General features: G+C 71.9%; 18 protein-coding genes. 10 read left to right on the top strand and 8 right to left on the bottom strand.

Annotation, left to right across the window (positions count from 1 at the left end; translation table 11 throughout):
- The first annotated feature begins 188 nt into the window (after window positions 1–188).
- The 4 genes from FHX80_RS02715 (at window position 189) to FHX80_RS02700 (ending at window position 7503) form a co-directional block, all read left to right on the top strand.
- The gene (locus FHX80_RS02715) at window positions 189–3671 is read left to right on the top strand and encodes a DNA polymerase III subunit alpha (protein WP_145762636.1); all 3483 of its coding nucleotides are present in this window, start codon (window positions 189–191) and stop codon (window positions 3669–3671) included.
- 185 nt (window positions 3672–3856) lie between these two features.
- Window positions 3857–4855, top strand: coding sequence for a DNA polymerase Y family protein (locus FHX80_RS02710; protein WP_145762635.1), 999 nt, complete (start codon window positions 3857–3859; stop codon window positions 4853–4855).
- 188 nt (window positions 4856–5043) lie between these two features.
- Window positions 5044–5937: an esterase/lipase family protein gene (locus FHX80_RS02705; RefSeq protein ID WP_145762634.1), complete on the top strand. Its 894-nt coding sequence runs from the start codon at window positions 5044–5046 to the stop codon at window positions 5935–5937.
- A gap of 87 nt (window positions 5938–6024) precedes the next feature.
- Window positions 6025–7503 carry a trifunctional class I SAM-dependent methyltransferase/NUDIX hydrolase/VOC family protein gene (locus FHX80_RS02700; protein WP_145762633.1) on the top strand — a complete coding sequence of 493 codons (1479 nt, stop codon included), beginning with the start codon at window positions 6025–6027 and terminating at the stop codon, window positions 7501–7503.
- A gap of 33 nt (window positions 7504–7536) precedes the next feature.
- Here the strand turns inward: FHX80_RS02700 and FHX80_RS02695 are convergent, their stop codons facing one another.
- Window positions 7537–8034, bottom strand: coding sequence for a ribonuclease FAU-1 family protein (locus FHX80_RS02695; RefSeq protein WP_145762632.1), 498 nt, complete (start codon window positions 8032–8034; stop codon window positions 7537–7539).
- On the bottom strand, window positions 8015–8935 hold the full coding sequence (locus tag FHX80_RS02690; RefSeq protein ID WP_145762631.1) for a GNAT family N-acetyltransferase: 921 nt from the start codon (window positions 8933–8935) through the stop codon (window positions 8015–8017). Before FHX80_RS02690 ends, FHX80_RS02695 begins: the two co-directional genes overlap by 20 nt.
- Window positions 8936–9004: 69 nt before the next feature.
- On the opposite strand from FHX80_RS02690, the gene FHX80_RS02685 reads away from it, so the two are divergent.
- On the top strand, window positions 9005–9379 hold the full coding sequence (locus FHX80_RS02685) for a GntR family transcriptional regulator (protein WP_145762630.1): 375 nt from the start codon (window positions 9005–9007) through the stop codon (window positions 9377–9379).
- A gap of 92 nt (window positions 9380–9471) precedes the next feature.
- On the opposite strand, the gene FHX80_RS02680 is transcribed toward FHX80_RS02685, so the two are convergent.
- Complete coding sequence (locus FHX80_RS02680; protein ID WP_145767035.1) at window positions 9472–10587, bottom strand: DUF5925 domain-containing protein; 1116 nt, start codon at window positions 10585–10587, stop codon at window positions 9472–9474.
- A gap of 219 nt (window positions 10588–10806) precedes the next feature.
- On the opposite strand from FHX80_RS02680, the gene FHX80_RS02675 reads away from it, so the two are divergent.
- From FHX80_RS02675 to FHX80_RS02665, 3 genes are all read left to right on the top strand, one after another.
- Window positions 10807–11616: an SGNH/GDSL hydrolase family protein gene (locus tag FHX80_RS02675; protein ID WP_145762629.1), complete on the top strand. Its 810-nt coding sequence runs from the start codon at window positions 10807–10809 to the stop codon at window positions 11614–11616.
- Window positions 11617–11897: 281 nt separating this feature from the next.
- Window positions 11898–12161 (top strand): hypothetical protein, encoded by a 264-nt coding sequence (locus FHX80_RS02670; protein ID WP_145762628.1) that lies wholly within the window; start codon window positions 11898–11900, stop codon window positions 12159–12161.
- A 176-nt stretch (window positions 12162–12337) separates the two neighbouring features.
- Entirely contained in the window at window positions 12338–12946 is a 609-nt protein-coding gene (locus tag FHX80_RS02665) for a TetR/AcrR family transcriptional regulator (protein WP_167523351.1), read from the top strand.
- A 15-nt stretch (window positions 12947–12961) separates the two neighbouring features.
- Here FHX80_RS02665 and FHX80_RS02660 read toward each other — a convergent pair whose 3' ends face one another.
- Both FHX80_RS02660 and FHX80_RS02655 read right to left on the bottom strand, forming a co-directional pair.
- A complete protein-coding gene (locus tag FHX80_RS02660) occupies window positions 12962–13798 on the bottom strand; it encodes an ABC transporter permease (protein WP_145762627.1) in 837 nt (278 codons plus the stop codon).
- Entirely contained in the window at window positions 13795–14772 is a 978-nt protein-coding gene (locus FHX80_RS02655; RefSeq protein WP_145762626.1) for an ATP-binding cassette domain-containing protein, read from the bottom strand. The genes FHX80_RS02660 and FHX80_RS02655 overlap by 4 nt, the downstream gene beginning before the upstream one ends.
- Before the next feature lie 63 nt (window positions 14773–14835).
- On the opposite strand from FHX80_RS02655, the gene FHX80_RS02650 reads away from it, so the two are divergent.
- Entirely contained in the window at window positions 14836–15546 is a 711-nt protein-coding gene (locus FHX80_RS02650; RefSeq protein WP_145762625.1) for a TetR/AcrR family transcriptional regulator, read from the top strand.
- 9 nt (window positions 15547–15555) lie between these two features.
- Here FHX80_RS02650 and FHX80_RS02645 read toward each other — a convergent pair whose 3' ends face one another.
- The 3 genes from FHX80_RS02645 to hmgA all read right to left on the bottom strand — a co-directional run bounded on the left by FHX80_RS02645 (window position 15556) and on the right by hmgA (window position 19081).
- Window positions 15556–16773: a type ISP restriction/modification enzyme gene (locus FHX80_RS02645; RefSeq protein WP_145762624.1), complete on the bottom strand. Its 1218-nt coding sequence runs from the start codon at window positions 16771–16773 to the stop codon at window positions 15556–15558.
- A gap of 115 nt (window positions 16774–16888) precedes the next feature.
- Window positions 16889–17698, bottom strand: a complete 810-nt coding sequence (locus tag FHX80_RS02640; RefSeq protein ID WP_145762623.1) for a GntR family transcriptional regulator — start codon at window positions 17696–17698, stop codon at window positions 16889–16891.
- A gap of 54 nt (window positions 17699–17752) precedes the next feature.
- Window positions 17753–19081 carry a homogentisate 1,2-dioxygenase gene (gene hmgA / locus FHX80_RS02635; protein WP_145762622.1) on the bottom strand — a complete coding sequence of 443 codons (1329 nt, stop codon included), beginning with the start codon at window positions 19079–19081 and terminating at the stop codon, window positions 17753–17755.
- Between the two features lie 122 nt (window positions 19082–19203).
- Between hmgA and FHX80_RS02630 the strand changes: the two genes are divergently transcribed.
- Window positions 19204–21411, top strand: a complete 2208-nt coding sequence (locus tag FHX80_RS02630; protein ID WP_145762621.1) for a right-handed parallel beta-helix repeat-containing protein — start codon at window positions 19204–19206, stop codon at window positions 21409–21411.
- The last annotated feature ends 50 nt before the right edge of the window (window positions 21412–21461 follow it).

The following is a 21461-nucleotide window of genomic DNA, read 5'->3' as shown; positions in this document are numbered from 1 at the left end:
CCGGGGTGCCCGTCGTCCACGCAGTCGGGGCCGGGCCGAATGGCTGAGTGAGGGCCGGGTGATGGTGGAGGGGGTGGGCGAGGGGAGGGGCGGCGGAGTGGCCCGCGTCTCGAATATCGCACGGATGTTCGAACGTGGTCTATGGTGGAGAGCGAGGGGGTGGTTACGGATCGGTCCAGGAGGTGCGGGTGTCAGGGTTCACGCATCTGCATACCGTTTCCGGGTTCTCCCTGCGGTACGGGGCCTCGCACCCGGAACGGCTGGCGGAGCGCGCCGCCGAGCGGGGGATGGATGCCCTCGCGCTGACCGACCGCGACACCCTCGCGGGTACGGTCCGGTTCGCCAAGGCCTGCGCGCGGGCCGGTGTACGGCCGCTCTTCGGGGTGGAGCTCGCGGTCGCCCCCGCCGGACGTACGGCGGGCGACGGGCGTACGCCCCGGCTGCGCACCCCGGTCCGCGGTGGCGCCTTTGTCGATGAGTCCGCCCCCCGGGTCACCTTCCTCGCACGCGACGGAGCGCGGGGCTGGGCGGAACTGTGCCGCCTCGTCACCGCCTCCCATGCCGCCGTCCCCGACGGAGGCCGGCCCCTGATCGACCGGTCCGCGCTGCCCGCCGAAGGGCTCACCGTGCTGCTCGGCCCCGCCTCCGAGGTGGGCAGGGCGCTGGCCGCCGGCCGTCCCGACCGGGCCGCCGCCCTGCTCGCCCCCTGGCGGGAGATCCACGGCGACGACCTGCGGCTCGAAGCCGTCCACCACGGACGGGACGGCACCGGACCCGGTTCGCTGCGGCTCGCCGCCCGTACCGTCGGCTTCGCCGCCGAACAGGGGATACGGGCCGTGCTGACCAACGCCGTCCGGTACGCCGACGCGGGGCAGGGGCCGGTCGCCGATGTGCTCGACTCGGCCCGCAGGCTCGTCCCCGTCGACCCGCGCCGCACCCCGCTCGACAGCGGTGAGCGCTGGCTCAAGGACGCCGAAGCGATGGCCGCGGCCGCCGAGCGGATCGCCTCCGCCGCCGGACTCGGCCCCGGCGCCGGAGCCCGGCTGCTCGCGGAGACCCGGCGCACCGCCGAAGCCTGCGCCGTCGACCCCGAGGGCGATATCGGCCTCGGCTCCGTCCACTTCCCCGAACCGCACCTCGTCGGCGCCGGCCACCGCACCGCCCAGCGGGTGCTGACCTCCCGCGCCGCCGCGGGCATGGTGCTGCGCGGCTACGACCGCAGGCCCGGTTACTGGGACCGGATGCACCACGAGCTGGACATCATCGCCCACCACGGCTTCGCCTCGTACTTCCTGACGGTCGCCCAAGTGGTCGACGACGTGAGGGAGATGAAGGTACGGGTGGCCGCCCGCGGCTCCGGGGCGGGCTCCCTGGTCAACCACCTCCTCGGCATCGCCCACGCCGACCCGGTCGAGCACGGGCTGCTGATGGAGCGCTTCCTGTCCAAGCGACGCTTCGTGCTGCCCGACATCGACATCGACGTCGAGTCGGCCCGCCGCCTCGACGTCTACCGCACGATCATCGGCCGCTTCGGCGCCGAACGGGTCGCCACCGTCGCCATGCCCGAGACCTACCGGGTGCGCCATGCCATCCGGGACGTCGGAGCCGCGCTCTCGATGAACCCGGCCGAGACCGACCGGCTCGCCAAGGCCTTCCCGCACATCCGGGCCCGCGACGCCCGCGCGGCCATGGAGGAACTGCCCGAACTGCGCGAAGTGGCCAGGACGAAGGAGAAGTACGGGCGACTGTGGGAACTGGTGGAGGCGCTGGACGCGCTGCCGCGCGGTATCGCCATGCACCCGTGCGGAGTCCTCCTCTCGGACGCCTCGCTGCTGCGCCGCACCCCCGTCATGCCCACCAGCGGCGAGAGCTTCCCGATGGCGCAGTTCGACAAGGAGGACGTGGAGGACCTCGGGCTGCTCAAGCTCGACGTGCTGGGCGTACGGATGCAGTCGGCGATGGCGCACGCGGTCACGGAGGTGAAGCGTGCCTCGGGGCGGGAGGTGGACCTGGACGCCGTACCGCCGGGCGACCCGGAGACGTACCGGCTGATCAGGACCGCCGAGACGCTGGGCTGTTTCCAGATCGAGTCACCCGGACAGCGCGATCTGATCGGCCGTCTCCAGCCGGCCGGCTTCCACGATCTGGTGGTCGACATATCGCTCTTCCGGCCCGGTCCGGTCGCCGCCGACATGGTGCGGCCGTTCATCGAGGCCCGGCACGGCCGTGCGCCCGTCCGCTATCCGCACCCCGACCTGGAGGGACCGCTGCGCGAGACCTACGGAGTGGTGGTCTTCCACGAGCAGATCACCGAGATCGTCGACATCATGACCGGCTGCGGCCGGGACGAGGCCGACCGGGTCCGGCGCGGGCTCTCCGACCCCGAGTCGCAGGGCCGGATCAGGATCTGGTTCGCCCGGCACGCCGCGGCGAGGAAGTACGACGCCGAAGTGATCGCCCGCACCTGGGAGATCATCGAGGCGTTCGGCAGCTACGGCTTCTGCAAGGCGCACGCGGTCGCCTTCGCGGTGCCGACGTACCAGTCGGCATGGCTGAAGGCGCACCACCCGGCGGCCTTCTACGCCGGGCTGCTCACCCATGACCCCGGGATGTACCCGAAGCGGCTGCTGCTCGCCGACGCGCGGCGGCGCGGGGTGCCGGTGCTGCCGCTGGACGTGAACCGGTCGGCGGCCGCCCACCGGATTGAACTGGTGTCCGATGCGGGAGAGGGAGAGGAAGTGTGGGGTCTGCGGCTGGCGCTCTCGGACGTCCACGGGATCAGCGCGGCCGAGGTCGCCCGGATCGAGGCCGGACAGCCCTACACCTCGCTGCTGGACTTCTGGCAGCGGGCCCGTCCGGGCAAGCCGGCCGCCGAACGGCTGTCCCAGGTCGGTGCGCTGGACGAGTTCGGCGCCAACCGCCGTGATCTGCTGCTGCATCTGTCCGAGCTCCACCGGGCCCGGCGGGGCGCGGGATCCGGTGGCGGCGGCGCGCAGCTCCCGCTCGGCGGCGGGCACCGGACCGGTTCCATCGGCCTGCCCGACCTCAACGAGGCGGAACGGCTCAGTGCCGAGCTGGGCGTGCTGAGCATGGATGTCTCACGCCATCTGATGAGCGATCACCACGCCTTCCTGGCGGAGCTCGGAGCGGTCTCCGCCAAACGGCTGCGCGAGGCCCGGCACGGGGAGACCGTGCTGGTCGCGGGCGCCAAGGCGGCCACCCAGACCCCGCCGGTCCGTTCCGGGCGCCGGGTCGTCTTCACCACCCTGGACGACGGTACGGGCCTGGTCGACCTGGCGTTCTTCGACGACAGCCACGCCGCCTGCGCGTACACCGTCTTCCACTCCTGGCTGCTGCTGGTGCGCGGGGTGGTGCAGCGGCGCGGGCCGCGGAGCCTGAGCGTGGTCGGCGCCGCCGCCTGGAATCTGGCCGAGCTGGCCGAACTGCGGCGCACCGGCGGACTCGACGCGGTCGCGGCCCGGCTGGCGCAGGAGCCTGCGCCGGAGGCGCCGGGCCCGGAGGCGGGGGAGGCGCCCGCCGACGGTGACGGCCGCCGGATCCGGATGCCCACGGGTTACGAGATGAACCCCTGGGCGGACCTCCGGCCGCCCGGTGAGGGGACGCCCACCGGAAGGAAGCTGTGGCACCAGAGCCCGGGGAGCGCGGGATGAGCGAGCAGCCTGAGATCTGTGGGACGAGCGAGCAGCCCGGAGTCCGTGGGACGAGCGAGCAGCCCGTAGCCCGTGGGTTGGGCGGGCAGCCTGGAGTCCGTGGGACGAGCGAGCAGTCCGAAGCCTGCGGGACGAGCGAGCAGTCCGAAGTCTGCGGGACGGGCGATCAGTCCGGAGTCCGTGGGATGGGCGAGCAGCCCGGAATCCTCTGTCTGCGGTTCCGCCGGATCGGCGGCGGCCCCCCGGACGGCGCCGGCTACGCGGGGCTGCTGGCCCTGCTCGGTTCGTTCACCCCGGCCGTGGAGGCGGCGCCGCCCGACGGGGCGCTCGCCGATGTGCGGGGCGCGCTGCGCTACTTCGGGCGGGACGCGGCCGGCCTGGCCGCGATGATCCGGGTCCGCGCGCTGGCCCTGCACGGCGTGGACTGCGCGATCGGGGCCGCCGAGAACCCGATGCTGGCACGCATGGCGGCGCGGCGGGCCGCGCCCGGGACGACCTTCGTGGTGCCCGTCGGCGGGGCCGCCGCCTTCCTCGCGGATCGGCCGGCCGCCACGCTGGACGGCGTCGGGGCGGCGACGGCCCGCGCCCTGTGCGGATACGGGCTCGACTCCGTCGGCCGGATCGCGGCCGCCCCGCTCGGCACCCTGCAGCGGATCACCGGGGTGCGGACCGGGCGCGAACTGTGGGAGCGGGCGCAGGGCATCGACCGTACGGCGGTGGTGCCGAACGCCGCAGCCCGGTCGGTCGCAGCCGAACGGACCTTCCCGCGCGACGAGTTGGACCGGGAGCGGCAGCGGCGCGCGCTCATGTCGCTCACCGAGGAGCTGGGAGCGAGGATGCGCGGTGAGGGGCGGGTGTGCCGCTCACTCGCGGTCTCCGTGCGCTACGCCGACCGGACCGGTTACTCGACGCTGACCCGAAGCCGTACGCTCCGCGAGCCTACTGCGCACTCCGCGGAGCTCACCGCGCTCGCGTACCGGATCCATGACTCGTTCGCCCTGCAGCGGGCCCGGGTGCGGGGGATCGCCCTGCGTGCCGAGGGGCTCGGTGACGCCGGGCGGGCCGCGCATCAGCTGACCTTCGATCCGGTGGACGAACGGGCGCGGCGGATCGAGGCGGTGGCGGACCGGCTGCGGGCCAGATTCGGACCGCAGGCCGTGATGCCGGGGCGACTCGCGGCCTGATCTGCCGGCCGCGGGCTGTCCTGGAGCCAACGTTGCCACCGCGTCAGTTTTTACCGACGCGTAACTTCCCAGACAACCTTACTCGTGCGTAAGTTGGCATGAGCACGTAGAACTTTGTCGGAACTTGTGGTCCGGGCCGCAGGGTGCACAGACATCGCAACTCCCTTGAGCCGCAAGGAGAACACACGATGCTGCCCTGGACCCGTGCGCCGCGCACCCCACGAGCGCGCAGAACCCTCGCCGCACTACTCCTCGCCGTCGCCGCAGTCGCCACCCCCACGGCCACTGCCGCTGCAGCCACCCCCACCGCCGCCACGGCCACCTCACGTGGCTGGAACGACTACTCCTGCAAACCCTCCGCAGCCCACCCCCGGCCCGTCGTCCTGGTCCACGGAACCTTCGGGAACTCGGTCGACAACTGGCTCGTCCTCGCCCCCTACCTGGTGAACCGGGGCTACTGCGTCTACTCGCTCGACTACGGGCAGCTCCCCGGTGTGCCGCTCTTCAACGGCCTGGGTCCGATCGACAAGTCGGCCGGGCAGCTCGCGGTCTTCGTCGACAAGGTGCTCGCCTCCACGGGGGCGTCCAAGGCGGACATCGTCGGGCACTCCCAGGGCGGCATGATGCCGAACTACTACCTGAAGTTCCTCGGCGGGGGAGCCAAGGTCAACGCCATGATCGGGCTCGCGCCCGACAACCACGGCACCACCCTCCTCGGCCTGACGAAGCTGCTGCCGTACTTCCCCGGTGCTGAGTACCTGCTCAACGCCGGCACGCCCGGACTCGCCGACCAGGTGGCCGGATCGCCCTTCATCACCAAGCTCAACGCGGGCGGCGACACCGTGCCGGGCGTGCACTACACCGTCATCTCCACCAAGTACGACGAGGTCGTGACCCCGTACCGGACGCAGTTCCTGAACGGGCCCGACGTGCGCAACGTTCTGCTCCAGGACCTGTGCCCGGTCGATCTGTCCGAGCACGTGGCGATCGGGACCATCGACCGGGTCGCCTACCACGAGGTGGCGAACGCCCTGGACCCGGCGCACGCCACCCCGACCACCTGCGCCTCGGTCGTCGGGTAGGGCCCGTCGTACGGACCTGGCCGGATCACCGTCCCGGACCGTCCTTTGCCGCTTTCAGCGGCGGAGGGCAGATGGCAAGATCGGTCCATGACGACGATCGACTGGGACTCCGCCGCCGATTCCTTCGACGAGGAGCCGGACCACGGTCTGCTCGATCCCGTGGTCCGGCACGCCTGGGCGCAGCGGCTGGAGAGCTGGCTGCCCCGGGAGCGTTCCGAGATCCTCGACCTGGGGTGCGGCACCGGAAGCCTGGCGCTGCTCGTCGCCGGGCAGGGCCACCGGGTCACCGGCGTCGACCGGTCGTCGCGCATGGTGGAGCAGGCGCGCGCCAAGCTGGCCGGTACGGGGACCGAAGTGCTCGTCGGGGACGCGGACCGGCCCCCGGTCGGCAAGCAGCGCTTCGACGTGATCCTGGCCCGGCACGTGGTGTGGCTGCTGCCCGACCCGGCGGCGGCCCTGCGGCACTGGTTCGGCCTGCTGCGGCCCGGCGGAAGACTGGTGCTGATCGAGGGCGTGTGGAACGGGGTCGGGCTGTCCGCCCGTCAGCTCACCGCGCTGCTCGCCCCGTTCACCGAGCGCATCCACCACGAGCGGCTCTCCGGCGACCGTGCCCTCTGGGGCAAGGACGTCGACGACGAGCGCTACGCCCTGGTGGCGCGTGCCGAACCACCGCGCCGGCACACCGAGGTCGTGGACGTGCATCTGATCCTCCGGCGCGGCTCCGACGTCCTGCTCGCCCGGCGCACCGGCACGGGGTACGCGGACGGGCTGCTGCACGCCCCGTCGGGACATGTCGAGGACGGCGAGGACGTCCGCGAGGGCATGATCCGCGAGGCGGCCGAGGAGATCGGGATCGCCCTCGAACCGGAGGAGTTGCGGGTGGCCCTCGTCATGCAGCACCGCGGGCCCGGCGGCAGCCCCAGGACCGGCTGGTTCTTCGAGACGGAGTACGACCCGGCCCGGCCGCCGTACAACCGCGAACCGGACAAGTGCTCGGAGCTGGAGTGGTTCCCGCTGGACGCCCTTCCGGACGACATGGTCGCGTACTGCCGCGCCGGACTCGACGGTTACCTGGCGGGCGAGCGCTTCCTGATCCACTGGCACGAGGACGGCGACACCGTCGCGTACGAACCGCAGGGACCCCGCCGTGCGGTCCCGCTGCCGACGGGCGGGGTCCGCACCGGGCAGGTCCACCACATCGAGCTGTGGGTGCCCGATCTGGCGGCGGCCGAGGCGGCGTGGGGCTGGCTCCTCGGCGAGCTGGGCCATGTCCCGTACCAGCGGTGGGTGCACGGGCGCAGCTGGCGGCGGGGCGACAGCTACGTGGTGATCGAGCAGTCGCCCGACCTGGTACCCGGACCGCACGAGCGGTGCCGTCCGGGCCTCAACCACCTGGCGTTCCACCTGACGGACCGGGCGGCCCTCGACGCACTGGTGGCGCGCGCCCCGGACCACGGCTGGCGGCTGCTCTTCGCGGACCGTCATCCGCATGCGGGCGGTGACGAACACGTGGCCGCGTACCTGGAGGACGCGGCGGGGTACGAGGTGGAGCTGGTGGCCGGCTGAGGGGGCCCGGCCGGCCGGGCGTGGCCGGCCCTCTCAGCCCAGCAGGCCGGCGAAACCCTCCGGCGTACCGGCGAGGCGCTCCAGCTCGTCCAGTGCCCCGACGGCGGCACCCGCCGCCTCCGGATCGCGTCCGGCCAGCCCGCTCTCCTCGAACTCGTCCTCGTCCAGGCGCAGTACGAGGGAGCGGTCCGCCGACACCCACAGATCGAGGTCCAGGTCCTCGACGACCAGCTCACCGTCCCGCAGCACGGCCGGGCGGGTCACATCGCAGTACCAGCCCTTGAGCTCGCCCGAGCCCGTGCGGACCTCCTTCACCGCGAACCAGGTGTCGCGCCAGTAGTGCTCGGTCAGCACATCACCCGGCTCGAACCGGACGAAGCCGAAGTCACGCACCCGCGGGGAGGCCCAGGGCGCCCTTACCGTCACCCGGGTGCCGTTGTCGGCGAGCAGGGCGGCCGGGTAGCGGATCTTGGTCCTTCCGGCCTTGACCAGGACGACGGTCAGTCCGGCCTCAGCCGATCCTGCGGACATGGCGTACCTCCGTGGCACAGATCTCGTAGCCGAACCAGCGGTTGATCGCCAGCATCGGTCCGTTCTCGGCGTCGTTGCCGGTGTAAGCGTCGGTGTACCCGGCGGCGCGCGCCCGGTGCAGCGAGTCGTTCTTGGCGAGCTTCGCCAGCCCGCGGCCGCGGTACGCCCGCCGGGTGCCGGTCATCCCCGACCAGTAGCGGCCCGCGCCGTCGCACTCCGCCGCGCTGAACGCCGCGACCTCGCCGTCGACCACCGCCACCGAGGTGAGGTGGTGGTCGAGCGCGGGGCTGCGCCAGGTCTCGGCGAGCCACTTCTCGTAGTCCGACGGCCCGCCCGGCGTGTCACTGGGCTCGTCCGCGGTGGTCTCGGCGTCCGCCTCGAAGAGCGGTCGCGGGTCGTCGTCGAAATCGGAGCCGGTCCGCAGCTCGACGCCGGCCGGGAGTTCCTGACGGGGTGGCAGCGTGCCGCCGGCCAGATCCAGATGCATGAAGTGCGCCGGCCGGCTCGGGGCGTAGCCGCGCCGCTCGGCGAACGCCCGGTCGCCGGGGGTGTCCAGCACCCAGGAGTAGATCTCGGTCGCACCGGCCAGGGCCAGGTGTTCCTCGGCCGTGCGCAGCAGCAGTGAGCCCGCACCCCGGCCGGTCCGCTCCGGATGGACGTGCGGATTGCAGGACGCCTGACCGGGCCTGGGGCTCTCATGGGCCAGACCGGCCTCGGCCGTTCCGATGATCTCGCCGTCCTCCTCCGCGACCAGCAGGCGGTACCGCTTGTCGGGATGGGCGGTCGCCAGGCCGAAGACGACCGCCTCCGGTGTGGTCACCATGAACGGGAGTGCCGCGCGGCGCACCCGTACCCAGTCCTCGGCGTCTGCGGGCCGGAAGTCGCGCACGATGACAGTCATGGGCCGGACGCTATCCGCAGGCCGGTCCGGGCGCTCCTGAATTTTCCGGCGGTGAGGGAGAATCGGGCCGTGACCCTGAAGATCTCCGTTGACCCGGATTCCGGCACCGCCCCGTACGAGCAGTTGCGTACGCAGATCTCCGAACTGGCCCGCTCCGGCGCGCTGCCGGTCGGCTACAGACTCCCGACCGTACGCGGCTTCGCCGAGGAACTGGGCCTCGCCGCCAACACGGTCGCCAAGGCGTACCGGGCGCTGGAGGCGGACGGGGTGATCGAGACGCGTGGGCGCAACGGCACGTTCGTCGCCGCCGCGGGGGACGCGGCCGAGCGCAACGCGGCGTCCGCGGCGCAGGTGTACGCGGAGCAGGCCCGGCGGTTGGGCGTGTCCCGTGCGCGGGCGCTCGCGCTGGCCCAGGACGCGGTGCGGGCGGTGTACGCGGGGTAGCTACGGGTGCCGGGTGCGGGGGCGTCCGGCGGGCCGCTTCGTCCTCGATCGCCGTCCGGACCCGGATCGCGCCCGGACGGCCCGGACGGGTTTCAGAGGTACAGGCCCGCGTCCGCGCCCGAGTCCTGTTTGGGCACCGATGCGGGGCGTGTGCCGCGGCGCAGTGCGTACAGCTCCGCCAGGGTCGTCCCCTCGTGGGACACGTCGCGGCCCAGGCCCTCGTCCGTGCCCAGCCAGGCCACCGACTCCTTGCGGGTCAGCGGGCCCACCTCGATCCGGGCCAGGCAGCGGCCGGGCCTGACGACCGCCGGGTGCAGACGCTCCAGGTCCTCGTTGGTGGTCACCCCGACGAGGACGTTGCGGCCCTGGCCCAGCAGTCCGTCCGTGAGGTTCAGCAGCCGGGACAGCGCCTGTCCGGCCGTGTGCTTGGCCTCGCCGCGGATCAGCTCGTCGCAGTCCTCCAGGAGCAGCAGCCGCCAACGGCCCTTCTCCGTACCGTCGTCCTCGCCGATCGCGATGTCCATCAGGTAGCCGACGTCGTTGAAGAGCCGTTCGGGATCGAGTACGCAGTCGACCTGGCACCAGTCCCGCCAGGACCGCGCCAACGTGCGCAGCGCGGAGGTCTTGCCGGTGCCCGGCGGGCCGTGCAGCAGGAGCAGCCGGCCCGCGATGTCGTCCGGGGTGACCTTCATCAGCCGGCCCATGGCATCGGCCACCGGCGCGGTGTAGTTGGGGCCGACCTCGTCCCAGGTGCCGGCCGTGATCTGCCGGGTGGTGCGGGACGGACCGCGGCGCGGCGACATGTGCCAGAAGCCCATGGTCACGTTCCCGGGCTGCGGATCGGGCTTGTCCTGGGCGCCGTCCGTGGCCTCGCCGAGCACCTTTAGGGCCAGTTCCGGGGTGGTCGCGGTGACCGTGACGTCGGCGCCGCGGTTCCACCGCGACACGAGCAGCGTCCAGCCCTCGCCCTCGGCGAGCACGGCGCTGCGGTCGTCGTCACGGGTGGCGCGCAGCACCTTCGCGGCCGGGGGCAGCAGCGTCGCCCCGGTTCTGACCCGGTCGAGGGAGGAGCTGTGCGAGTACGGCTGCTCGCCCGTCGCGAAGCGGCCGAGGAACAGTGCGTCGACGACGTCGGACGGGGAGTCGCTGTCGTCGATGTTGAGCCGGATCGGCAGGACTGACTCGGGGTTGGCGGACATGGCGCCCATGATCCGGCACAGGGGTACCCGGCGCACCCAGGTTTCGTCACCTTCCTCCGCTCCGGCCGGGCGCCGGCGCGGCCTGCCGGGACGTCGTGGTGACGCGGCCTCAGGAGGTTTCCGGAAAACGTCATGCGATGGACTTGGCATGAACACTTCCGGAATGGCCATCCCTGCTGCTACCACGTATGTGGCAGAGATCCTGCCGGCCGGTCCAAGGGAGATTCCATGAAAATGTCCAGACTCGTGGCGTTCTCGTCCTCGCTTCTGCTCGGTGCCGTCATCGCCCTGACCGGGGCGGCCACCGCGAACGCCGCTCCGTCCGTGCAGGGCGTCGACTATGTCGCCCTCGGTGACTCGTACTCCTCGGGTGTCGGTTCGGGCAGCTACATCAGCTCCAGCGGGGACTGCAAGCGCAGCACCCTCGCGTACCCCTCGCTCTGGGCGGCCGCCCACTCGCCCGCCTCGTTCGCCTTCACCGCCTGCTCGGGAGCCCGTACCGGCGATGTGACCGCCAATCAGCTCGGACCGCTCAACTCCTCGACCGACCTCGTCTCCATCTCCATCGGCGGCAACGACGCCGGATTCTCCGATGTCATGACGACCTGTGTCCTCCAGTCGGAGGCCACCTGCCTCAACCGGATCGCCACCGCCCGCAGCTATGTGGACTCCACGCTGCCCGGCAACCTCAACTCGGTGTACTCGGCGATCCGCGCCAAGGCTCCGTCCGCCCACGTCGTGGTCCTCGGCTACCCGCGCTTCTACAAGGTCGGCGGCAGCTGCGTCGTCGGTCTGAGTGACAAGGTGCGCGCCGCCATCAACGGCGCGTCCGACTACCTGAACGCGGCCACCGCCAAGCGTGCGGCCGACCACGGCTTCACCTTCGGCGATGTCGCGGGGAAGTTCACCGGACACGAGATCTGCTCGGGAAGCGCCTGGCTGCACAGCCTCAACTGGCTCAACATCGGCGAGTCGTACCACCCCTTCGCCGCCGGACAGTCCGGTGGCTACCTGCCCGTCCTCAACTCGGTCGCCTGACCTCCCGCCCCAACGCCCTTCCGTCGTCCGCTTCGGCTGTCCGCCGGGGAGGAGGTCCCGCAGGCCGGGGCCTCCTTCCAGGTGTCGTCCGCGGACCGGGTCCGGGGTGTCCGGTTGCGCACGACCCTTCCAACACGCCCTGGAATGCGATGAATTCGCGGAACGGTGGTCAACCTCCGTATGTGTGTGCTCAATCCTGCGCCCGCGATGCGTGAGTGTCGCCGCGGGAGGATAGGGTTAACCTGCCCGGACCGGGTGCCCTCGTACGGGTGGGGAGTGACATGGAACAGATAACGGTGCGCAGCAGGCCGCGAGTGCCTGCTATCACCTGCGGAAGCGGTGCGACGAGTTCGCGCCTCGACCGGCATCTCGCGGTGCTGGGCGGCCCCGTCGTCCCGCAGCGCGAGTCCGCGGAAGCGACGCTGCTGATGCGTGAGCTGACCTCGCGCGACGCCGCGCACGTGCACCGGAGCAAGAGCGCGCGGGTCTCGCTCTTCGCGCCGCTGCGACGACTGCGACGCTCGCTCTTCGGCAGCCGCCGCTGACCCGACGGCCCCGGTCCAGGTATCGCGCTGCTGCCCGCTCTTCCGTCATCCCCGGAGTCGGCAGTGGCGCGTCGCCATGTCCGCGTGAGGCCCGGTGGTGGCTGCGACCGCATGCCGATTCGTGGTGAAGTGGGTACCGAGGTAATTCGGTGTCGAAGCACTTCTAGACTGGCCGCATGCCCGAGAAGCGACCAGTGCGCCTGAGCCCCGACGAGCGAAGGGCACAACTGGTAGCGATTGGCGTGGACATGCTTGCCGATTGCTCGCTGGACGAGCTCTCCACCGATGATGTGGCGCGCCGCGCGGGTATCTCCCGGGGGCTGCTCTTCCACTACTTCGACTCCAAGCGCGACTTCTACCGCTGTGTGGTGCGGCAGGAATGCGACGACTTCGCCGCAGCCACGGAACCGGACCCCTCGCTGGAGCCCGTCCCCTGGCTGCGGGCGTTCATCGCCGGATTCGCGGCCTACGTCACGGAGCACCGCAAGGTCTATCTCGCCCTGGTCCGCGGCGCCTCCGGCAGCCATCCCGCCGTGGAGGACATCGTCGAGTCCACCCGCGCCACCCTGGCCCGGCGGGCCGAGGAGGGCCAGCGGCGGCTCGGGATGCCGGATTCGCCCCGGTTGCTCGCCGCCGCCCGGGCCTGGATGGCCTTCGCCGAGGAGGCCGTCATCAACTGGCCGCCCGACGGACCGGACGCCCCCGCGGAACTCGGCGCCTTTCTGGAGTCGAGCTTCATCCGTCTGCTCGGCGCGCTGGACCGGCCGGCCGTGCTGCCCGGCTGAGGGTCTTTTGGCCCGTCACTCGCCGCCGCGCGCGTACCGGCGTACGGACAGCGGTACGGCGACCGCGAGCAGCACCGCCGACCAGAGCAGCGTCCCGGCCACCGGGTGCGCGACCGGCCAGGCGGCGTCGGCGGCCGGCGCGGCGTTGCCGAAGAGGTCGCGAGCCATCGCGGCGGCGGCGCTGATCGGGTTCCACTCCGTGAGGAGGCGCAGCCGGTCCGGCAGATTGCCGGTCGGGATGTACGCGCTGGAGAGCAGCGGCAGGATGAACGTGGCTGCGCCCAGCTGGCCGGCCGCCTCCTCGTTCCGGATCAGCAGCCCCAGCCAGCAGCCCACCCACGCGGTGGCGAACCGGAACAGCAGCAGCAGTCCGAACGCCCCCAGCGCGGCCGCCGGGCCGCCCTCGATCCGCCAGCCCGCCGCGAGCCCGACCAGGATCAGCGGGATCATGCCGACGGTCGTGGTCAGCAGGTCGGCCGCGGTCTGCCCGAACGGAACGGCGGACCGGCTCATCGGCAGCGTGCGGAACCTGTCCATCACGCCCCGGTGGCAGTCCTGCGCGGACTGGAACATCCCGGTCATGATGCCGTTCGCCGCGGTCGCCGCCAGCAGTCCCGGCACCAGGAAGGCGCGGTACTCCTGACCGGGCACGGCCAGGGCGCTGCCGAAGACGTACCCGAAGAACAGCAGCATCGTGATCGGCATGGTCTGGGTCATGATCAGAACGCCCGGGGCCGCCTTGGCCCTTTGCAGATGACGGCCCAGGACGGCCAGCGCGTCCGCGACCGGTGTGCTCGCGGCCTTCCCGGCGCCCGTGACGGGCCGCTCCGCCACGCGTGTGCCGCCGCTCATGCCGCCATCTCCTTCGTCGGTGGGACGGTACGGCCGGTGTCGCGGCCGGTCAGCCGGAGGAAGACCTCGTCGAGGGTGGGCGGCCGCAGACTCGCGTCGACCACCGCCGCGCCCGCCGCGTCCAGCTCGCGGACGATCCGGAGCAGCGTGAGTGCGGGGTCGGAGGCGACGGCACTCACCGTGCGGCGCTCGTGGTCGAGAACCGGTTCGGTGCCTGTCAGCCGGTCCAGCACGGCGGCGGCCGGCACGAGTGCGGACGGATGGCCGACGACCACCTCGGCGTAGCTGCCGATCGCCGCCTTCAGCTCGGCGGGGGTGCCGTGGTGGGCCGCCCGCCCCCTGTCGACGAGCACGATGTCGTCGGCCAGCTGATCGGCCTCCTCCAGATACTGCGTGGTGAGCAGGACCGTGGTGCCGCCGTCCGTCAGCTCCCGTACCACTGCCCAGATCTGATTGCGGCTGTGCGGGTCGAGCCCGGTGGTCGGCTCGTCGAGGAACAGCACCCGCGGCCGGGCCAGCAGGCTTGCGGAGAGGTCCAGCCGGCGCCGCATCCCGCCGGAGTAGGTGCGGGCCGGGCGGTCGGCCGCGTCGGTCAGCTCGAAGCGTTCGAGGAGCTCGTCGGCCCGGCTGCGCACGGCCGCGCCCCGGAATCCGAGCAGCTTCGCGAAGAGCCGCAGGTTCTGCCGGCCGGACAGCTCGCCGTCGACCGAGGCGCTCTGTCCCGTGACGCCGATCGCCGCCCGTACCGCGCCGGCCTCGCGCACCACGTCGTGGCCGGCGATCAGGGCGCTGCCACCGTCGGGTGCGGTCAGCGTGGTGAGCACCCGGACGGCTGTGGTCTTGCCGGCGCCATTGGGCCCCAGCACTCCGCAGACGGTGCCCTCGGCCACGGCCAGATCGAGGCCGCGCAGCGCGTGGACCTCGCCGTAGCGCTTCTCCAGACCTTCACTAAGTACGGTGTACGTAGTTGTCATGCCGTAACCGTACCGCACTACGTACGGTGTACGTAACTACCATGGTGGTCGAGGTGATGATCAATGGTGGAGCGACCCGCTGTACCCGAAGTGATCTGGGCGCGTCCGGAACGGGCCGGCCGCGGGCCGCGGCCCGCGTATCGCCGTGCGGACATCGCCGCAGCCGCCGTGCGCATCGCGGACGCGGAGGGCCTTGACGCGGTGTCGATGCGGAAGGTGGCCGCCGAGCTGGGCTGCGGCACGATGTCGCTGTACAACTACGTGCCCCGCAAGGAGGACCTGTACGAGCTGATGCTCGACGCGGTCAGTGCCGGGTACGACTACCCGGAGCCCTCCGGCGACTGGCGCGCCGACATCCTGGCCCTCGCCCATCAGGCCCGGCGGATGATGCACCGCCACACCTGGGTGCCCCGGCTGATGTCACCCGTGTACGGATTCAGCCCGAACACCCTGCGGTATCTGGAATACACGCTGAGCTGTCTGGACGGGGTGGACGCGCGGTTCGGCGAGAAGATGGAACTCATCGCCATGGTCAACGGCGTGGTCACCACCTACACCGCCAACGAGATCGCCACGGCGGAGCGCAGTCGCTCGCTGCCCTGGACCGAGGAGCAGGAGCAGGCCGCCCGTACCGGCTATCTGATCAGTCAGATCTCGACCGGGAAGTATCCGCGCCTGGCGGCGGGATTCGCCGAGGACCCCGGGCCGATCGATCTGGAGGAGGTCTTCGACCGGGCGCTCACCCGGCTGTTCGACTCGTTCGGCCGCGGCTAGCCGCGCCCGTCACAGCAGCGCGAACTGGCCGTCCGGGCCCTCCTCCTGATGATCGAGCACGGACGCGGGCCGCCGTGCCGCGGCCGCCACCGGCAGCACTCCCGCCGCACGCAGCTCCTGCGCACCGATCCGCGGACCGTGCATCAGTTCGTCCTGCTGGGGCCGCAGTTCCGCGAGCAGGGCGAGCAGCGTGATCAGTTCCAGCAGTTCGGACGTCCACTCCTGCGGCCAGACGCGTGGCCGTAGGGCCTCCAGCCCATCCGCCCCGGCCACCGCCGTACGCCGCTCGAACCAGAGCTCCAGCATCCGTACGCCGCCCACCCGGAACTCCCACGCCCCGGCGGGCACCGGCGAGATGCGGCCCGTGCCGAGGGCCAGCACCGCTTCCCCGGAGTCGTACGACAGGGCCGACGGTACGGGCGGGACCGCGGCCCGCACATAGGGGCGGCGCCCGCCGGGCAGCCGTGGCCGCTCCCCGCCGCGGGCCCCGCGCAACTGGAGCCGCAGCAGCTCCTGCCCCAGCTCCACGCCCGTCGACCAGTGCGCGGTGTCCGCGGGCAGCGGCACCACGCAGCCGGCCGGGGAGTGACGGGCCGCCGCGAGGATCCACGCCAGCACGGACCGAGCGCAGACCGCGTCCCCGTGACGGCCGCGCAGCAGCGTGAGCAGTCCGGGCGCCAGATTGGGTTCGAGGCCGCCGGGGCGCCGGTAGAGCGGGCGGATCCGGCCGGGGCGGCCCGCGGGGGAGTGCCCGTCGGGGAGCAGCGCCGTCACCGACAGGGCGGGACCGGTGTCCTGGGGGACCCGGCCGTGCTCGACGGCGAAGAGCTGGTGCCCGTCGGCGACCCGCCACAGTTCCGGACGGGCGACGTCTATCAGCCGGTGGTCGGGGAGCAGCCACTGCTCGTCGAACGGGCCGTGCAGGATCCGTACCGGCTCCGGGCACGGGCCCGGCTCGCGGGCGAACCGGCCGGTCCCGGTGGTCTGTCCGGGCAACGCGGCCACCGGAGTCCGCGGAGTACGGGAACGGGTCGGTGCGAACAGCCGCTCGCGCTCGGCGTCCCCGGCCCGCACCAGCCGCTCCCAGCGGGCCCTGAGCGAGGCCGCGTCCGGGGCCGTCACCCAGCGGCGACCGGTCCGCAACGGCCGTACGGACCAGGGCATGAGGTCATCGAGGAGCGGGCCGCACGGGCCCTCCCCGGAGCCGGCCGCTGCCGGTGCTGCCACCGTGTCGTCCTCCCCGTCGCCACGTCTGCCGCCTTCCCCGGCATCGTAACGGCGCCGCCGGTGAGGGCGGCAGGGCGTCTGCGCGGTGGGCCGGGACGGGGAGGCGGCCGTGACGTCAGTGCGCCTCCACCGTGACCGAGAACGAGAACCGGTCGCCCCGGTAACGGATCTGCGCCACATCGACCACCCGGCCGCTCTCGTCGTACGTCACGCCCGTGAAGTACAGGATCGGGCTGAGCAGCGGGACCCGGAGCAGATCGGCGGTGACCGGGTCGGCGAGCCGGGCCTCGACCGTGTCGGTGATCCTCGCGATCCGGACACCGACGCGGTCGCGCAGCACCTTGGTCATCGGCCAGCGGTCGAGATCGGCGGGGTCGAGCCCGGCCGCGACCTCCGGATGGATCCAGTTCCGGGCCCAGTTGGTGGGCTCGCCGCTCTCCTCGTCGCACCGCAGCCGCCGGTAGCCGACGACCTCCGCGCAGCCGGGGAAGTGCTCCGCGACATCGCCCGGCACGGGGAACGGGCCGTGGTCGAGCACCGTGGTCAGCTCGCCCGACTGCTGGGCGACGATCGCGTCGATCGAGCCGAGCAGCCGGACCGGCGACACCCGGCGGGCGCGCGGTTCGATGAACGTGCCGCGCCGCCGGTGCCGGCTGATCAGCCCCTCCGTCTCCAGCTCCTTGAGCGCCTGGCGCATGGTGAGGACGCTGACGCCGTAGTGCGCGGCGAGCTGTTCCTCGGTCGGCAGCCGCAGCGTGGCGTCCGGGGTGCGGCCCAGTATCGAGGCCCGCAACGACTGCGAGACCTGGTACCAGAGCGGCAGTTTGCGGTTCAGGACCAGTGAGTCGGGCGCGAAGGCGGCCCCCTGGGGTGCGGAGGGCTTCAGAGGGCTCTGTGGGACGTGAGTCACCTGAGTCACCTGCATTCTTCGTCGCTGGGAGGGGGAGGGGAGGGGAGTCGGGCGGGGGAGACGGGGGCGTTACGGCCTGAAGTTGCGGCTCAGACCCTGCCACACGTCGTCGTAGCCGTGCTGAAGATGTCCGGCGGTGGCGGCCTGCCCGGTCGCCGTGACGGGCCAGCGGGTCTCGAACATGAAGGCCAGGCCGTCGTCGATCCTCTGCGGTTTCAGCTCCGCCGAGCTCGCCCGGTCGAAGGTCTCACGGTCCGGGCCGTGCGCCGACATCATGTTGTGCAGCGAGCCGCCGCCGGGCACGAAGCCCCCCTTGCCGGCCGTCTTCGCGTCGTACGCGCCCTCGATCAGGCCCATGTACTCGCTCATCACATTGCGGTGGAAGTACGGCGGCCGGAAGGTGTCCTCGCCGACCAGCCAGCGCGGCGCGAACACCACGAAGTCGACCCCGGCCAGACCGGGGGTGTCCGACGGCGAGGTCAGCACCGTGAAGATCGAGGGGTCCGGGTGGTCGTAGCTGATTGAGCCGATGACATTGAAACGGTGCAGGTCATAGACGTACGGGGTGTGGTTGCCGTGCCAGGCGACCACATCGAGCGGCGAGTGGTCGTACGTCGCCGACCAGAGGTTGCCGCAGAACTTGTTGACCACCTCGACCGGGCGCTCCACGTCCTCGTACGCGGCGACCGGGGCGAGGAAGTCCCGCGCGTTGGCCAGGCCGTTGGCACCGATCGGGCCCAGCTCGGGGAGGACGAAGGGCTGACCGTAGTTCTCGCACACGTAACCGCGCGCGGTGGCGTCGAGCAGCTCGACCCGGAAGCGGACACCGCGCGGGATCAGCGCCACATGGCCCGGTTCGGCGCGCAGCAGGCCCAGTTCGGTGCGGAGCAGCAGACCGCCCTGCTCGGGGACGATCAGCAGCTCGCCGTCGCTGTCGCTGAACACCCGCTCGGTCATCGCGGTGTTGGCGTGGTAGAGGTGCACGGCCATGCCGCTGCGCAGGGCCGCGTCGCCGTTGCCGCCCAGCGTCCACAGACCGGACAGGAAGTCCGTACCGGGTGCGGGTTCCGGGAGCGGGTCCCAGCGAAGCCGGTTGGGATCGGGGACGGATTCGGTGAACGGGGCGGTGCGGACGGTGCCGTTGTCGATCCGGCGGAACGGCGGATGGGCCGCGGAGGGGCGGATCCGATAGAGCCACGAGCGGCGGTTGTGGGCGCGCGGCTCGGTGAAGGCCGAGCCGCTCAGCTGCTCCGCGTAGAGCCCCAGGGGGGCGCGCTGCGGCGAGTTGCGGCCGTGCGGCAGCGCCCCCGGCACCGCCTCCGAGCTGTGCTGATTGCCGAAACCGGCGGAATGCTCCAGCCCTTCCGCCGTCTTCCTCGCCTGCTCGATACCGCTCATGTGCGCTCCCGGTGCCGAAGGAATCCTATGGATAACCGTAGGAATGAATTGAGGGGGAGTCAACGGCATCCGTGGTGCGCGAGGGGGTTTCAAAAGTTGAACAATGCTCTACTCTCCGGCGTATGTCGTGGACACGAAGACTTCTGGTGGTACTGGCGGCGCTCGTCGTCGCCCTTCTCTCGGCTCCGGCCGCCCAGGCGCACGAGGAACGGCCGGTCACCCTGCCCGACGGAACCGGCAGCGTCCCCGTGCACCGCACCGGCGAGCCGGACCTGCTGGTCTGCAAGAGCGACCGCGCCGACTTCGAACACCGGATATCGGCCTTCCCCGAGGCCCTGCGGTCCAGGAACCTGACGCTCTTCGACCGCTGCCAGAAGTCCGGCTACCGCCATCTCCAGCAGGCCGTCGACGCGGTCACCGAGCCCGGGAAGAACATCGCGATCCTGCCCGGCCTCTACGAGGAGGATCCCTCACTGCCGGCGCCGACCGGCGACTGCACCCGGCTGAAGGCCCCCAACTCCCAGCTCGGCTACCAGATCCTGAGCTACGCCCAGCAGGCGAAGTGCCCGCACAACCAGAACCTGGTGGCGATCCTCGGCAAGAAGGACCTCCAGATCGAGGGCACCGGCGCCGAGCGCACGGACGTCGTCATCGACGCCAAGTACCGGAAGCTCAACGCGATCCGGGCGGACGGCTCCGACGGCGTCTACTTCAAGAACTTCACCGCCCAGCGCACCACGTTCAACTCGCTGTACATCCTGGCCCAGGACGGCTTCGTCATCGACGACGTACTGACCCGCTGGAACGACGAGTACGGTTTCCTGACCTTCGCCGGCGACCACGGCCTCTACAAGAACTGCGAGTCGTACGGGAACGGCGACTCCGGCATCTACCCGGGCAGCGCGTCGAACATCAACGACGGCTACGGCTACAAGGTCCCGCGCTACTCGATCGAGATCACCGGCTGCCGCAGCCACCACAACATGGTCGGCTACTCCGGCACCGCGGGTGACTCCGTCTACGTCCACGACAACGAGTTCGACCACAACATGGGTGGCGCCTCGATGGACAGCGCCTTCCCCGGCCACCCCGGGCTGCCGCAGAACCACGCCCGCTTCGAGCGCAACCTGATCCACGACAACAACGCCGACTACTACCGGTACGTCGCCGACGGCACCTGCGCCAAGCCGCCGGTCGAGCGCGGGTACGAGAACGGGGTGGTCTGCCCGCAGATCTCCCTGCCGCCGGGCAGCGGCATCATCACCGCGGGCGGCAACTGGAACATCTACGAGAACAACTGGGTCTACGGGCAGCAGCGCGCCGCCTTCTTCCTGAGCGCCGTACCCGCCTTCATCCGCGGCGAGAACGCCCTCGGCAAGCAGACCGACACCTCGCACCACAACCGGTACGCCGACAACCACCTCGGCGTCGACAAGGCGGGCAACCCGCGGCCCAACCGCACCGATGTGTGGTGGGACGGCCAGGGCGACGGCAACTGCTGGCAGTCGGACACGGGGGCCTCCACGCCCCGCTCGCTGCCCGCCTGCGGCGACGAACGCGGCGCGGTCACCGGCAGCACCGACCGGCTGGTGGGCGAACCCGTCAAGCTCGCCCAGCTGCTCGTCTGCGCCGACTACAACGTGCAGGCGCGCCGGCTGCCGGCCGGCTGCGACTGGTACGGCGCACGCGGGATCGAGCGCATCGAACTGCAGGCGGCCCTGGGCATCGCGGTGGTCCTCGTGCTGGTCGGCGGCGTGCTGTGGTGGCGCAGGCTGCGATCGAGCAGGCTCGCCACGGCGGCCACGGTCCTCGGCCTCATCGGCCTCGGGCTGGACGTCGCCGGATCGACCATGGGACTCGCCTCCTCGTACCTGCCCGCCGTCGCACTGCTGCTGACCGGGCTCTGGTGGACGGGCATCGGCCTGGTGCTGCGCCGGGAGCGGCCGGTGCTGGGCTGGACCACGGTGGTGCTGGGCGCGCTCACGCTGCTCGACGCGCTGGACAAGGGCGTGTTCATGATCCCGTGGATTCCGCTGAGCCCCGCCTGGGTGCGGGGACTGCTGGGCGTGGTCTGGGTGGTGTGGGCCGTGGTGGCCTCCGCCCGCCACGGAGAGCGGGATGCCGGGGCGCCGGATCCCGACGCGATCGCGGGCACGGGCGCGGGCACGGGCGCGGGCGCAGGTACGGGTGCGGGTACGGATCAGGCCTCCGGCCACGCTCCGGACCAGGTTTCGGCTGCCGGTACCGCCCCTGCCCCCGCCCCGGACGGCACCTCGGCGACGCAGGCGTCCCCTGCCACCGACCCCTCCCCGGACGGAGACGCTTCGTGAAAGGCATTCAGGGTCGAGGCCAGGGCCAGGGCCAGGGTCAGGGTCAAGGT

This window comes from Streptomyces brevispora (assembly GCF_007829885.1).
Taxonomy (GTDB): domain Bacteria; phylum Actinomycetota; class Actinomycetes; order Streptomycetales; family Streptomycetaceae; genus Streptomyces; species Streptomyces brevispora.
Note: the sequence above shows the minus strand (reverse complement) of the source record. Positions and strands in the feature narration are given on the sequence as shown.

Coding starts and splice junctions, on each gene's coding strand:
- FHX80_RS02665 (WP_167523351.1), top strand. CDS start 12,338: ATGCCCGAGAAGCGACCAGTGCGCCTGAGCCCCGACGAGCGAAGGGCA.
- FHX80_RS02650 (WP_145762625.1), top strand. CDS start 14,836: ATGGTGGAGCGACCCGCTGTACCCGAAGTGATCTGGGCGCGTCCGGAA.
- FHX80_RS02675 (WP_145762629.1), top strand. CDS start 10,807: ATGAAAATGTCCAGACTCGTGGCGTTCTCGTCCTCGCTTCTGCTCGGT.
- FHX80_RS02710 (WP_145762635.1), top strand. CDS start 3,857: ATGGGCGAGCAGCCCGGAATCCTCTGTCTGCGGTTCCGCCGGATCGGC.
- FHX80_RS02695 (WP_145762632.1), bottom strand. CDS start 8,034: ATGTCCGCAGGATCGGCTGAGGCCGGACTGACCGTCGTCCTGGTCAAG.
- FHX80_RS02680 (WP_145767035.1), bottom strand. CDS start 10,587: ATGGGCGCCATGTCCGCCAACCCCGAGTCAGTCCTGCCGATCCGGCTC.
- FHX80_RS02630 (WP_145762621.1), top strand. CDS start 19,204: ATGTCGTGGACACGAAGACTTCTGGTGGTACTGGCGGCGCTCGTCGTC.
- FHX80_RS02705 (WP_145762634.1), top strand. CDS start 5,044: ATGCTGCCCTGGACCCGTGCGCCGCGCACCCCACGAGCGCGCAGAACC.
- FHX80_RS02640 (WP_145762623.1), bottom strand. CDS start 17,698: ATGCAGGTGACTCAGGTGACTCACGTCCCACAGAGCCCTCTGAAGCCC.
- FHX80_RS02700 (WP_145762633.1), top strand. CDS start 6,025: ATGACGACGATCGACTGGGACTCCGCCGCCGATTCCTTCGACGAGGAG.
- FHX80_RS02655 (WP_145762626.1), bottom strand. CDS start 14,772: ATGACAACTACGTACACCGTACTTAGTGAAGGTCTGGAGAAGCGCTAC.
- hmgA (WP_145762622.1), bottom strand. CDS start 19,081: ATGAGCGGTATCGAGCAGGCGAGGAAGACGGCGGAAGGGCTGGAGCAT.
- FHX80_RS02690 (WP_145762631.1), bottom strand. CDS start 8,935: ATGACTGTCATCGTGCGCGACTTCCGGCCCGCAGACGCCGAGGACTGG.
- FHX80_RS02660 (WP_145762627.1), bottom strand. CDS start 13,798: ATGAGCGGCGGCACACGCGTGGCGGAGCGGCCCGTCACGGGCGCCGGG.
- FHX80_RS02670 (WP_145762628.1), top strand. CDS start 11,898: ATGGAACAGATAACGGTGCGCAGCAGGCCGCGAGTGCCTGCTATCACC.